Origin of the sequence: Aliivibrio sp. 1S128, assembly GCF_001691065.1 — a bacterium.
Taxonomy (GTDB): Bacteria; Pseudomonadota; Gammaproteobacteria; order Enterobacterales; family Vibrionaceae; genus Aliivibrio.
The window spans coordinates 65,579-78,896 of the sequence record NZ_MAJV01000129.1 but is presented as its reverse complement, the minus strand read 5'-3'; the positions used below and the strand labels follow the sequence as shown (position 1 = coordinate 78,896).

Genomic DNA, 13,318 nt, shown 5'->3' with positions numbered 1-13,318 from the left:
TTAGGGCTTTTTTACGTCTGAAGAAAAGTAAATGAATTTGTAACCACATGTAGGTATAACGAAGTGTAGTTAATTAGTTTATGAATACTATAAAGATCTAACATTTCCAATTGATTTGATTATAGGAACTTTTAGTGATAACGATTCTACTAAAGTCATTTCAGTATCACTGACATGAGAGTAACAACTATTGTTGATAATAAAAATACTGCATTATCCTTTGCTTAAAACTTAAGATACTTCCTCGAGTCTTTCTATAGCTATGTGAATGTGAACTAATTCTTACTAGGTGGAGCTGATCTTAATCCATTAAATGATTAGTATCATATACTTATGATTTAAAGTTTCTGATGTCAATATAGATTGATTATTTTAGGTATTTTTTCGAATTTAGATCTAATTGACGTTTGATTTTTTGAATTGTTTATATTGGAATTATATAAGCTGATAGAAAAGATATGATAGCTCTTACAAAAACGCTCGATAATAATATCGAGCGTTTCAGTAAAGTCTAATTAGATGAGTTCAATATTATTGAGCTTGAGTTGTTTTTCCTGCTTTTAAACCCGTATTGATATCCATGATATCTTGCTCGCTTAGCGTACCAACCGCTTGTTTAAGTTGTAGTACACTGATGATGTAATCGTAACGAGCATTTGCTAGGTTACGGTTTGCATCATATAAACGACGCGTTGAATCTAATACATCAACAATAGTACGAGTACCAACATCAAAACCAGCTTCTGTTGCTTCTAATGCAGATTGTGCTGAAATAACAGTTTGCTCATAGGCTTTTAAGGCGCCAATAGAGGCATTGATATTGTTATTGAAAGCTCGAACATCTTTGGTTACTTCACGATAAGTTTCTTCTAATGCTTGGCTTGCTGCAACGTATTGGAATTCTGCTTGGCTTGTTAATGAACTTGTATTACCACCTGTATAGAGTGGGATGTTTAAGTTAATACCTGCATTAATATCTCCGTAGCTGTCATCATTGAAACCATTTTTAGTACCACTTTGATCTGTGTAGTTATAACCTGCATCAAAGGTAAGTGATGGCATATGACCAGAACTTGCTAGAGATATATTGTCTTTTGCGATATCTGCACTAATACGAGAAGCTAATAGGCTCAAGTTTTTCTGTTGAGCTTCGTCAATTAAAGTATCTGATGATTGCTCAGATGGGCTTGCTGAAAAGCGCTCAGTATCTAACACACTTAATTGAGTATGACCTTGTCCGGTGATGACTCGTAAATCTTCATAGCTGTTAACTAGTTGGTTTTCAGTGAGTACTTCGTTTGCTAATACGCTATCGTATTCTGCTTGTGCATCGTGTACATCGGTAATTGCTGATAAACCAACATCAAAACGTTGTTTAGTCTGTTCAAGTTGACGGCCTACTGCCGCTTTTTCTGAACGAACAAATTCTAAATTATCATTAGCGCGCAGTACATCAAAGTAAGCTTGAGCAACACGTAAAATAACACCTTGTTGTTCTGCTGCATAAGTAGAATCAGCCTGACGAGCCGTTTTTTCTGCAATATCTAAACTTACCCAGCTTGATTGTTGGTAAAGTTCTTGAGATAAATTAATACCCGCAGTTAGACGGTCATTTTCACGTAGATCTTCATCGCTACGTAAAATATTGTAACCAGCAGTTAAATCAATTTGAGGTAATAACGAACTTTGAGATGAGTTTACCGCTTCAAAAGCTGCATCTTTAGTTGCAGCTGCTCTTAATAGTTGAGGATCATTTTCTTTAGCTTGGTTGTATATTTGCGCAAGGTCATCGGCAGCAGCTAAAGAGCTGAAACTACCTAATGCCATTCCAATAAAGAGTGGAAGCAGTTTTCTCATGGTGGTTTGTCCTGCAAAAATTGTTTTATATAATATAGTACATAGAGTGTACCTTATCTCTACATATTATAGCTGTAAAGATTACGTTTTTTTACGTTGTATCAATTTTTTTGTTGCAATCTTCTGGAAAGGTTCTAAAAAAAATGTAAGCATTATCTTTAATTCTTAGTTAATCATTTTTCGTCATATCTATGAATGATAAAAAAGAGTACAAATATTAAGGAAAATAAATGGGTTCATCATCAAATAGACAATTAAATAATCAATTTACGCGTGATGATGTTGATATTTTGTCAAAACAATCGCTTTATAATGGCTTTTTCAATATGACTAAAATCACGTTTCGCCATAAATTGTTTAATGGTGGTTGGAGCGAGTATATTGACCGCGAACTTTTTGAACGAGGTCATGCTGTTGCTCTTTTACCTTATGATCCAATTACAGACAAAGTGATTTTGATTGAACAGGTTCGTGTCGGGGCGTTAGAATCAGATAACCCTTGGCAATATGAAATTGTTGCAGGAATGATAGATAAGGATCAAACATCTGAACAAGTTGCAATTAGAGAGGCTGATGAAGAGGCCGGAATTAAAGTATCTAATTTAGAAAAAATATCGAATTTTTATCCTTCATCTGGAGGGTGTACTGAGCAGTTAGATGTATTTATCGGTTGCACTGATGCATCTAAAGCGACTGGTATTCATGGTTTAGATGATGAGAATGAAGATATTCGAGTTCATGTGTTTACTAGAGAAGAAGCATATGCTTTGGTGACTAGTGGTATAATTGAGAATGCAGCCTCAATTATTGCTCTTCAGTGGTTGGAGTTGAATATTTCGCGTTTACGATCACAGTGGAATATGTAATAAAATGCGTAAATACCATGTTGATTTATCCAATTTAATGCGGATTTATGAAACTAATTATGCGAAATTAGTTTCTCTTTTGCCTAGAAATGAAATAATTGGAACTCTGGTTGGCTATAAGGTTTGTCAGCAACAATATCAAATAAAAATAATTGAAGTGACTGTGTATACTACATTAGTTGACATTTATCAGATTGATGAGAAACCGATATACCCGCTTCCTAAGTTGACGGTAAGGCTATATCACGATGCCAGGGTAGCGGAAGTATGTGGAAGTCAACAGCTTACATATATTAAAGCAAAGTATGATTACCCAAATGGAAAGATGCTTCAAAAAGATGAGAAGCACCAATTAAACCAGTTTTTAAGTGACTGGCTGACGTTTTGTTTAAAAAATGGAATAAGCCAAGAACCCATTTTTTAGAAAAGAATTTAAAGGTTGTAGCTATTTTGCTCTCTGAAACACTACTCAATAATAAAAGCGACCTAATACGGTTGTTACAGATAACTGATACTCACTTATTTGCGCCCGAAGATGGGGCGTTACTTGGCATACCTACGCTATATAGCTTTCAAAGCGTAGTTGAACAGGTACAGTTGTTGACTCCTGATTTTGATGCAATTTTAGCCACTGGTGATATTTCTCAAGATCATACCGTTCAATCTTATCAACATTTTGTAAATGGCATCAAGCCATTAAAGAAGCCATGTTATTGGTTGCCTGGGAATCACGACTATAAACCTAGTATGGGAGGAGTATTACCATCTCCTCAAATTAAATCCTCTGAACATGTGCTTATTGGTCTTAATTGGCAATTAATTATCTTAGATAGCCAAGTAGTTGGTGTTCCTCATGGCTTTTTATCTATTGAGCAATTAGACCTATTAGATAATGCTCTTTCCCTGAATCCAGATCGGCACTCCTTGATTTTACTGCATCATCATCCTCTACCTGCTGGTAGCGCATGGCTTGATCAGCATAAATTAAAAGATAATGAGCACCTGTGGAGTATTATAGCTAAACATACTAATGTTCGAGGCGTTGTATGTGGTCATATTCATCAGGAATTGGATCTAATGATTAATGGGGTTCGCTTACTTGCTACACCATCAACCTGCGTGCAATTCCTTCCTGATTCTGATGATTTTGCATTAGATTCTCAATCACCAGGCTGGAGAATTTTAAACTTGCTGCCAAATGGTGATATTGATACAGAAGTGCACCGCCTAGCACATAGTGATTTTTCAGCGGATGCTGATGCAGGAGGATATTAAGATGAAAAAGCCAAGTTTATTATTGTACATTCATGGTTTTAACAGTTCCCCATTGTCACATAAAGCTCAGATCATGAGTCGTTATTGTAAAAATGAGCGTCCTGATATTCGCGTTATAACCCCACGCTTGCCTTCTTATCCTAAAGAAGCCGCTGAATTTTTAGTGAATCTAATTGAAGAATATAGATCTGACTATACGATTGGTTTAGTAGGAAGTTCACTTGGTGGGTATTTATCAACATGGTTACATGATCAATATGGTTATAAAGCCGTCCTAGTTAATCCGGCGATTAAACCTGACGAGTTGTTAGCGGATTATTTAGGTAAACAAGTTAACCCTTACACGAATGAAACGTATTTTCTTGAAGCGAAGCATATGGCTGAGTTACAAGCATTAGCAATAGCGACCCTTACTTCACCAGAAGATCTGTGGTTATTACAGCAAGAAGGTGATGAAGTTTTAGATTATCGTCAGGCTGTTGAGAAATACGCACAAAGCAAACAAATAGTAGAAAAAGGCGGCGATCACAGTTTTGTAGATTTTGAACGCTATCCAGAACAAATAATTCAATTTCTAAATTTATAGTTACTGTTTATCTACAGTGAACACACACTAACTATACAATCTTTAATACAAAGCCACATATTTAAAGAGGAATAGAGTCGATTACTTGACTTTCCTTCCTCCCTTTCAGACTATGTAACAAATTTTAAGAAGCCTTCCGAGATATGACTGAACAATATAATGCAGGAGCCATTGAGGTTCTAAATGGCCTTGAGCCCGTTCGTCGCCGTCCTGGTATGTACACCGACACCTCTCGCCCTAACCATTTAGGGCAAGAAGTTATAGATAACAGTGTCGATGAAGCTTTAGCCGGACATGCGAAAAAAGTTGAAGTAATCTTACACGCTGATCAATCACTTGAAGTTATTGATGACGGGCGTGGTATGCCTGTAGATATTCACCCTATAGAGAAAATCTCAGGGGTGGAGCTTATTTTATGTAAGCTTCATGCTGGTGGTAAATTTTCAGGGAAAAATTACGAATTCTCAGGTGGTTTACATGGAGTTGGTATTTCAGTAGTAAATGCCTTATCAAAACGTGTAGAAGTCACTGTGCGTCGTGATGGCGAAATCTATGAAATTGCATTTGAGCATGGCGAAAAAGTATCTGACTTAACTGTCGTTGGCACTTGTGGTCGACGTAATCGTGGTACCAGTGTGCATTTTTGGCCGGATACCAGTTACTTTGATTCCCCTAAATTTTCGGTTTCTCGCCTTGTTAATAATTTAAAAGCCAAAGCAGTATTATGTCCGGGTTTAGAAATTGTTTTTAAAGATAAAGTAAACGATAAAGAATACCAATGGTGTTATGAAGATGGTTTAAAAGATTATCTTTTAGAAGGTGTTGCGGGTTATACCCTATTACCTGAAATTCCATTCACTGGTGCATTTTTAGGTAAAGGCGAGGCGGCTGATTGGGCGGTTACGTGGTTACCTGAAGGTGGAGAATTAGTTTCTGAAAGTTACGTTAATCTTATTCCTACTGCGCAAGGCGGTACACACGTAAATGGGATGCGCCAAGGACTTCTTGATGCAATGCGTGAGTTTTGTGAATTCCGTAACTTGCTTCCACGCGGAGTCAAATTAACCGCAGATGATATTTGGGATCGTTGTGCTTACGTCTTGTCGGTTAAGATGCAAGATCCACAGTTTGCGGGTCAAACCAAAGAACGTTTATCATCGCGCCAATGTGCTGCGTTTATATCTGGTGTGGTTAAAGATGCCTTTAGTTTATGGTTGAACGAAAAACCACAAATTGCAGAGTTGATAGCAGAGGCGTGTATTGCTAACGCCCATCGTCGTATGCGTGCTGCGAAAAAAGTCGTCCGTAAGAAAATTGCATCAGGCCCTACGTTACCAGGTAAATTAACCGATTGCTCAATTCAAGATTTAGCTCGTACCGAACTTTTCTTAGTGGAAGGGGACTCGGCCGGTGGATCTGCTAAGCAAGCTCGTGACCGTGAATTCCAAGCGGTAATGCCATTACGTGGTAAAATTCTTAATACGTGGGAAGTCTCTGCGGATCAAGTGTTAGCCTCTCAAGAGGTACACAATATTTCAGTCGCGTTAGGTATTGATCCTGATTCAGACGATTTATCGGGATTACGTTACGGTAAAGTGTGTATCTTAGCCGATGCCGATTCAGATGGTCTTCATATCGCAACATTGTTATGTGCTTTATATCTAAAACACTTCACGTCTTTAGTTCGTGCTGGTCACGTCTATGTGGCAATGCCGCCACTGTATCGTATCGACTGTGGTAAAGAAGTTTTCTACGCTCTTGATGAGGCAGAGAAAGAAGGTGTGTTAGATCGTTTAAGTAATAAACGTGCAAAAATTAATGTTCAACGATTTAAAGGATTGGGTGAGATGAACCCACTTCAACTTCGTGAAACAACCATGGATCCAAACACCCGTCGTCTTGTTCAACTGACCATTGATGATGATGAAAAAACTAATGAAATGATGGATATGCTTTTAGGTAAAAAACGTGCTGACGATCGTCGAGCTTGGTTACAATCTAATGGCGATCTGGCAGAGGTATAACAAATGAGTGCAGAAATGTCCTTAGAAGGTGTTGAACAGCTGCCGCTGCGCAAGTTTACAGAAGACGCTTATCTAAATTACTCCATGTACGTAATCATGGATCGCGCGTTACCTTATATTGGTGATGGTTTAAAACCGGTTCAACGTCGTATTATTTTTGCGATGTCTGAATTAGGTTTGTCTGCGAATGCAAAATACAAAAAATCGGCACGTACGGTTGGTGATGTACTCGGTAAGTATCACCCACATGGTGATTCTGCGTGTTATGAAGCAATGGTATTAATGGCTCAACCTTTTTCTTATCGTTATCCATTGGTTGATGGTCAAGGCAACTGGGGGGCTCCAGATGACCCTAAGTCGTTCGCCGCAATGCGTTATACAGAATCAAAACTGTCTAAGTTTGCCGATGTATTACTTGGTGAGATAAGCCAAGGTACGGTTGATTGGCAGCCCAACTTTGATGGGACGATGAAAGAGCCAAAAATCTTACCAGCACGTCTGCCTCATATATTACTGAACGGTATTATGGGAATCGCGGTTGGTATGGCGACAGATATCCCTCCTCATAATGTACGTGAAGTTGCGAATGCGACCGTGCATTTATTGGATAATCCAAAAGCGGATTTAGATGAAGTGATGAACTTTATCCAAGGCCCAGATTATCCAACAGAAGCGGAAATCATCACATCGCATTCTGATATTAAGAAGATTTACAGTACGGGTCGAGGCAGCGTCAAAATGCGCGCAGTGTGGCATAAAGAAGGCAGTGATATTGTTATTACTGCATTGCCACATCAAGTGTCGGGCAGTAAGTTATTAGAACAAATTGCCAATCAAATGCGAGCGAAGAAGTTACCAATGGTAGACGATCTTCGTGATGAATCGGATCACGAAAACCCGACACGTATCGTGATTGTTCCTCGTTCAAATCGTATTGAAGCCGAACCATTAATGAATCATCTGTTTGCATCAACGGATCTTGAAAAGAGTTTCCGTGTAAACTTGAATATGATTGGTTTGGATTTACGTCCACAGGTGAAGGGTTTAGTTAGCATTCTTAATGAATGGATTGAATTCCGTCGCACCACGGTACGTAAACGTCTGCAGCATCGTCTGGATAAAATATTAGCGCGTTTGCATATTTTAGATGGTTTACTTGCTGCGTATTTGAATATCGATGAAGTTATCGAAATTATTCGTACAGAAGACGATCCTAAACACGAGTTAATGACTCGCTTTGATTTAACCGCGATTCAAGCTGAAGCCATTTTAGAGATTAAACTTCGTCAGTTAGCAAAACTGGAAGAGATTAAGATCCGTGGTGAGCAAGATGAATTAGCGAAAGAGCGTGATCAACTTGAGAAACTGTTGGGTTCTGAGCGTCGTTTAAGTACATTAATTAAGAAAGAAATCTTAGCCGATGCTGAAAAGTTTGGTGATGATCGTCGCTCTCCATTAATTGAACGTGAAGAAGCGAAAGCAATGACCGAACGAGATCTAATCCCAAGTGAAGCGATTACGGTTATTCTTTCTGATAAAGGTTGGATACGTCATGCAAAAGGCCATGAGGTTGATCCAAAAACGCTAAACTTTAAATCCGGTGATAAATACCTTACTCATGCTCATGGCAAAAGTAATGCACCAGCGGTATTTATCAGTAATAATGGACGAAGTTATGCGCTTGAATCACATACATTACCGTCAGCAAGAAGCCAAGGTGAGCCAATTACAGGTCGTCTAAATATTACTGCTGGCAGCCAAATTACGCATGTGATTATGGGGGAAGAAGATCAAACGTGGTTAATCAGTTCTGATGCGGGTTATGGTTTTGTCTGTAAAGGTAGTGATTTATTATCGAAAAACAAAAACGGTAAAACATTACTGACTCTTCCTGAAAATGCTTTAGTGATGAACCCTGAAACCGTTGCTGACTTAGATAATGATGAAATCTTAGCGATTACCAATGAAGGGCGGATGTTATTATTTCCAATTAAAGATTTACCTCAATTAAGCAAAGGTAAAGGAAATAAAATTATTAATATTCCAGCTGCACGGTCTAAATCTCGTGATGAATTCTTATCTCACTTATTACCTTTACCGCAAGGTGCAACAATTACCTTGTATGCTGGTAAGCGTAAGTTAGGTTTGAAATCAACTGATCTTGATAACTTTAGAGGTGAACGTGGTCGTCGTGGCAGCTTATTACCTAGAGGTTTACAACGAGTGACTCGAATTGATATAAATGGTGAAAGTACTTCGATAGAAGACAGTGAATAATAATTAATAAGTTTAATAGCTGAATATAAAAATAGCGCATGATGAATGCGCTATTTTTTTGATTAAAATTAAAATGAGTTAATTTGAGGGTGACTCTTCAATAGTCACCTTGATAATTTGAGCGACACCTTTCCGAATAATATCAACATCTACTTCGGTTCCAGGGCGAAGTTCAGTGACGATATCAGTGACATTTTGTCGATTAAGAACACTTTTCCCATCAATACTGGTAATAATATCTTGTGTTTCAATACCACTTTTTTCAGCTGGGCTATTTGGCGAGACACCTAAAACTAAAATACCGTTAATGTTATCGGCATTCATTAGGCGAGCCATTGCCGGATTAATATCACGGCCATCAATACCAATATAACCACGAATAACTTGGCCATCAGCAATGAGACGGCGCATTATTTTATCGGCAAGAGCGTAAGGTATTGCAAAAGAAATACCATAGGTTTCGAGTTCTGTAGTTTGTTGGAATGAAGCTGTATTGATTCCGACTAATTCTCCTCGAGTATTGACGAGCGCTCCACCTGAATTACCGCGATTAATTGCGGCATCTGTTTGAATGAGCCCTTGCGTGCCATCTGAACTTAGTGCAGCACGACCGGTTGCAGAAATAATACCAAATGTAGTGGTTTGTCCTAAATTATAAGGATTGCCAATCGCCAATACTACGTCACCAATATCGGCTTGGTAATTAGGGTTTAAGGGGATGACAGGAAGATTAGTATCTTTAATTTGAAGAACAGCGAGATCGGTTCGCTTATCTTTACCAACCAACTGTGAATTAAACAAACGACCATCTTGAAGGGCTACAATTACTTGGTCAGCATCTGCAACGACATGATAATTAGTAATAATATAGCCTTTATCACTAACAATAACCCCAGATCCTAATCCTTCAGTATCTAAACGTAAACGATCTTTATCGTTGTATTTTCGACTATAAATATTAACGACAGCCGGTGCTGCGCGGCGAACTGCGTAATTAAATGAAATTTGATTACTAATTTGTTGTGCATTTTGTTCTGTGGGATTTTGTTCTGTGGTAATTGATGAGCGAAGATTAGGAAATGCAAATAGTAGTACTGTAGCGGTTACGGTACCAATAATAGCTGAGCGCAATAAGAATGAAAGCATTGCCTTCCTAACCTTTAAAAATCCAAAAATAGTGAGTTAGGATAACATTGAACGTCTATAAAAAGTAGGGATTGAATTTGGGATTGAATCGGTAAATTTAATGGATTAAAAATGAATAAAGGTTTCAGTATCAAAACATACTACTGTAAGTAACGAGTATATATGATTGAGAAACCTTCATGAAAGATCGTAATAATAGAGATGCTATACGATTTTATCTTCTTTTTTTACGCTACTCTCGACAACGGACTCATCTTTAAATAGACCAGTTGCACCATTTGCATAATCTTTTGGTTGTTTATTTACTTCTTCTTTTATATGAGCGACTTTTTTGTTCAGCTCAGGCGAAAGTGTCATTTCATCTAAACGAGCTGAAAATGGGTTATCTTGTTCTGGTAAGTTAGGCATGAGTTCTTTTGAGGTCGCAGCCATATGGTCATACATTTTATTAAAGTCTTTAGCTAATGCTTCTAACATTGTTGCACTTGTAGCGAAGTGGTCTACAAGTTCTTGTCGGTATTGTTCTAATTCATATTTTGATTTTTCTAAATCTTGTTTTAATGATTTTTGTTCTTTGATACCAGGTACCGTAACTCGAGAAATTATAAAACCAATAATAATACCAACGGCTAAGCCAATTAAGGCATAGGTCCAAGCCATGAAGTGCTCCTTATCATTTATTTAGAGTGATGAGTCGACGTAACTGTGAGTTAGCCCACTCATCGAGTGTATTGAGATCATGCTACTATGAAGCCAGTCAATCAACAAAAGAAAAGATTAAAACTGATGACACCATTAGAAAAATATAATCTCGATTTACAACAGGACAACTTTCATCATGATAATGCTCAACAACAGGCGGTTGAACATTTAGATGAGTTATATCGACGCTTAACTGAACCAAAAGTTCCTTTAACTGATGTTAAAAAAACATGGAGGCATATTTTTAGAAAAAAAGAACCTCAACAAGTGGTTCCAGAAAAAGGATTGTATTTTTGGGGAGGGGTAGGGAGAGGAAAAACGTACCTAGTTGATACTTTTTACGATGCTTTACCTACTGAACGTAAAATGCGAGTGCACTTCCATCGGTTTATGCAGCGAGTGCATGATGAGCTTGGTGAACTTAAACAACAAGCGGATCCATTGCTGATCGTGGCTGATAAATTTAAGCAAGAAACTGATATTATTTGCTTCGATGAATTCTTCGTTTCTGATATTACCGATGCAATGATATTAGCGACATTATTAGAAGCATTATTTGAACGAGGTATTACTCTTGTTGCCACATCAAATATCATCCCTCAGGACCTATATCGAAATGGGTTGCAAAGAGCGCGCTTTATTCCTGCTATTACGTTGATCGAACAACACTGCCAGATTGTTAATGTGGACAGTGGCATTGATTATCGCTTAAGAACGTTAGAGCAAGCGGAAATCTATCATTTCCCTCTCGACAGCTTCGCTCAACAAAACATGTTGGATTATTTCCATCGGTTAACGTCAGAAACAGAACATGAAGAAAAAGAGATAGAAATTAATCATCGGATATTGCCCGTAAATGCGGAAGGTGATGGGGTTGTGCATTTTGAATTCATTTCTTTATGTGAAAGTGCGCGCAGTCAACATGATTACATTGAATTGTCTCGTTTGTACCATACGGTTCTTCTTTCTAACGTTAAGGTCATGGGAGAGCTCAATGACGATGCGGCTCGTCGTTTTATTGCCATGGTTGATGAGTTTTATGATCGAAACGTGAAATTAATCATTTCAGCGGAAGTCCAATTAGCTGATTTATATCAAAATGGACGATTAACCTTTGAATTTAAACGTTGTCAGTCAAGGTTGATTGAAATGCAAAGCCATGAGTATCTAGCAAAAGAACATTTATCTTAGTCGAAATGAGATAATTTTCTTTTGTTAACGTATTTATTTAGTGTGATAAGGCTCAAATTTCATTTTTTTTAATGCTTTTTACTGATATGTGAAAAATCTTCAAAAAAAAGGTGATTTTTTCTTCATGCTTCACTATAATCCTCCGACCCACCGTTACTGTACTGGCTTAATAGCCAAGAGTGCCAACCACTCGAAGGGGTGATGACTGGGCTCGAAAATATACAGTGGGAGCGAAAGCTCCTAATCAGTGAATTTATTTAATAACGGGTATCATTAGCATGAAAACTTTCGTTGCTAAACCAGCCGCTGTAAAGCGTGACTGGTATGTTGTAGACGCTGAAGGGAAAACTCTTGGTCGTATCGCAACTGAAATCGCATCTCGCCTACGTGGCAAGCATAAAGCAGAATACACTCCTCACGTAGATACTGGTGATTACATCATCGTTATCAACGCAGAGAAAGTTCGCGTAACTGGTAACAAAGCAGCTGGCAAGATCTACTACCGCCACTCAGAGTTCCCAGGCGGTCTAAAATCTATTTCTTTCGAGAAACTGATTGATCGTAAACCTGAAATGGTTATTGAATTAGCTGTTAAAGGTATGCTTCCACGTGGTCCTCTTGGTCGTGCTATGTACCGTAAACTTAAAGTTTACGCTGGCGTTGAACATAACCACAGTGCTCAACAACCACAAGTACTAGACATTTAACCGAGGATCATGGCAATGGCAGAGAATCAATACTACGGCACTGGTCGCCGTAAAAGTTCAGCAGCTCGTGTTTTTATCAAACCGGGTACTGGCAACATCGTAATCAACAAGCGTAGCCTTGAAGTTTACTTTGGTCGTCCAACAGCACGTATGGTTGTTAACCAACCTCTAGAGCTAGTTGAAATGACTGATAAACTAGACCTATTCATCACTGTTTCTGGTGGTGGTATTTCTGGTCAAGCTGGTGCGATCCGTCACGGTATCACACGTGCGCTTATGCAATTCGATGAAACATTACGTCCTGCACTACGTGCTGCTGGCTATGTTACGCGTGACGCTCGTTGCGTTGAACGTAAGAAAGTTGGTCTACGTAAAGCACGTAAGAAACCACAATTCTCTAAGCGTTAATATTACGCTTACCAAGTGGCTTTGTTTCAAAGCTACTTTGGTTATTGTGGAAAAAGCTCAGCATTTATGCTGGGCTTTTTTTGTTTTTGTGAGGTGTAAACATCTTTAGTCCTTGAATCCTTTCCTCTTTTCTTATCATTTCTCCTATCTCGACGTAAAAAGTAAATCTAGTTCACAAATGTTGCAAAAAAGTAGCTTTACCTTGTCAAAAAGTAAGGATTTCTTTATCATTTATGGGTTAAAACAACGGTGTAATAATAATGAACAAGTTATTAGCTT

General features: G+C 38.2%; 12 protein-coding genes. 9 read left to right on the top strand and 3 right to left on the bottom strand.

The features are described 5' to 3' along the window. Positions 1-531 precede the first annotated feature (531 nt). Complete coding sequence (gene tolC, locus A6E03_RS17905; RefSeq protein WP_065591391.1) at positions 532-1,857, bottom strand: outer membrane channel protein TolC; 1,326 nt, start codon at positions 1,855-1,857, stop codon at positions 532-534. A gap of 230 nt (positions 1,858-2,087) precedes the next feature. Between tolC and nudF the strand changes: the two genes are divergently transcribed. From nudF to parC, 6 genes are all read left to right on the top strand, one after another. Then, on the top strand, positions 2,088-2,723 hold the full coding sequence (nudF, locus tag A6E03_RS17900; protein ID WP_065601431.1) for an ADP-ribose diphosphatase: 636 nt from the start codon (positions 2,088-2,090) through the stop codon (positions 2,721-2,723). Positions 2,724-2,727: 4 nt separating this feature from the next. Then, entirely contained in the window at positions 2,728-3,147 is a 420-nt protein-coding gene (locus tag A6E03_RS17895) for a DUF1249 family protein (protein ID WP_065591389.1), read from the top strand. Between the two features lie 26 nt (positions 3,148-3,173). Beyond that, positions 3,174-3,998 carry a 3',5'-cyclic-AMP phosphodiesterase gene (gene cpdA, locus A6E03_RS17890; RefSeq protein ID WP_065591388.1) on the top strand — a complete coding sequence of 275 codons (825 nt, stop codon included), beginning with the start codon at positions 3,174-3,176 and terminating at the stop codon, positions 3,996-3,998. Position 3,999: 1 nt separating this feature from the next. Further along, complete coding sequence (yqiA, locus tag A6E03_RS17885; protein ID WP_065601430.1) at positions 4,000-4,584, top strand: esterase YqiA; 585 nt, start codon at positions 4,000-4,002, stop codon at positions 4,582-4,584. A 143-nt stretch (positions 4,585-4,727) separates the two neighbouring features. Beyond that, positions 4,728-6,608, top strand: coding sequence for a DNA topoisomerase IV subunit B (gene parE / locus A6E03_RS17880; RefSeq protein ID WP_065601429.1), 1,881 nt, complete (start codon positions 4,728-4,730; stop codon positions 6,606-6,608). A 3-nt stretch (positions 6,609-6,611) separates the two neighbouring features. Then, a complete protein-coding gene (gene parC, locus A6E03_RS17875; protein ID WP_065601428.1) occupies positions 6,612-8,885 on the top strand; it encodes a DNA topoisomerase IV subunit A in 2,274 nt (757 codons plus the stop codon). Positions 8,886-8,963: 78 nt separating this feature from the next. Here parC and degS read toward each other — a convergent pair whose 3' ends face one another. Together degS and zapG are read right to left on the bottom strand one after the other, a co-directional pair. Beyond that, the gene (gene degS / locus A6E03_RS17870; protein WP_065591384.1) at positions 8,964-10,031 is read right to left on the bottom strand and encodes an outer membrane-stress sensor serine endopeptidase DegS; all 1,068 of its coding nucleotides are present in this window, start codon (positions 10,029-10,031) and stop codon (positions 8,964-8,966) included. A 204-nt stretch (positions 10,032-10,235) separates the two neighbouring features. Beyond that, positions 10,236-10,691, bottom strand: a complete 456-nt coding sequence (gene zapG / locus A6E03_RS17865) for a Z-ring associated protein ZapG (protein ID WP_065591383.1) — start codon at positions 10,689-10,691, stop codon at positions 10,236-10,238. Between the two features lie 126 nt (positions 10,692-10,817). On the opposite strand from zapG, the gene zapE reads away from it, so the two are divergent. From zapE to rpsI, 3 genes are all read left to right on the top strand, one after another. Continuing rightward, the gene (gene zapE / locus A6E03_RS17860; protein ID WP_065601427.1) at positions 10,818-11,924 is read left to right on the top strand and encodes a cell division protein ZapE; all 1,107 of its coding nucleotides are present in this window, start codon (positions 10,818-10,820) and stop codon (positions 11,922-11,924) included. A gap of 278 nt (positions 11,925-12,202) precedes the next feature. Further along, positions 12,203-12,631 (top strand): 50S ribosomal protein L13, encoded by a 429-nt coding sequence (gene rplM, locus A6E03_RS17855; RefSeq protein WP_012551119.1) that lies wholly within the window; start codon positions 12,203-12,205, stop codon positions 12,629-12,631. Positions 12,632-12,646: 15 nt separating this feature from the next. Continuing rightward, positions 12,647-13,039 (top strand): 30S ribosomal protein S9, encoded by a 393-nt coding sequence (gene rpsI / locus A6E03_RS17850; RefSeq protein ID WP_012551118.1) that lies wholly within the window; start codon positions 12,647-12,649, stop codon positions 13,037-13,039. The last annotated feature ends 279 nt before the right edge of the window (positions 13,040-13,318 follow it).

Coding starts and splice junctions, on each gene's coding strand:
- tolC (WP_065591391.1), bottom strand. CDS start 1,857: ATGAGAAAACTGCTTCCACTCTTTATTGGAATGGCATTAGGTAGTTTC.
- nudF (WP_065601431.1), top strand. CDS start 2,088: ATGGGTTCATCATCAAATAGACAATTAAATAATCAATTTACGCGTGAT.
- A6E03_RS17895 (WP_065591389.1), top strand. CDS start 2,728: ATGCGTAAATACCATGTTGATTTATCCAATTTAATGCGGATTTATGAA.
- yqiA (WP_065601430.1), top strand. CDS start 4,000: ATGAAAAAGCCAAGTTTATTATTGTACATTCATGGTTTTAACAGTTCC.
- parE (WP_065601429.1), top strand. CDS start 4,728: ATGACTGAACAATATAATGCAGGAGCCATTGAGGTTCTAAATGGCCTT.
- parC (WP_065601428.1), top strand. CDS start 6,612: ATGAGTGCAGAAATGTCCTTAGAAGGTGTTGAACAGCTGCCGCTGCGC.
- degS (WP_065591384.1), bottom strand. CDS start 10,031: ATGCTTTCATTCTTATTGCGCTCAGCTATTATTGGTACCGTAACCGCT.
- zapG (WP_065591383.1), bottom strand. CDS start 10,691: ATGGCTTGGACCTATGCCTTAATTGGCTTAGCCGTTGGTATTATTATT.
- zapE (WP_065601427.1), top strand. CDS start 10,818: ATGACACCATTAGAAAAATATAATCTCGATTTACAACAGGACAACTTT.
- rplM (WP_012551119.1), top strand. CDS start 12,203: ATGAAAACTTTCGTTGCTAAACCAGCCGCTGTAAAGCGTGACTGGTAT.
- rpsI (WP_012551118.1), top strand. CDS start 12,647: ATGGCAGAGAATCAATACTACGGCACTGGTCGCCGTAAAAGTTCAGCA.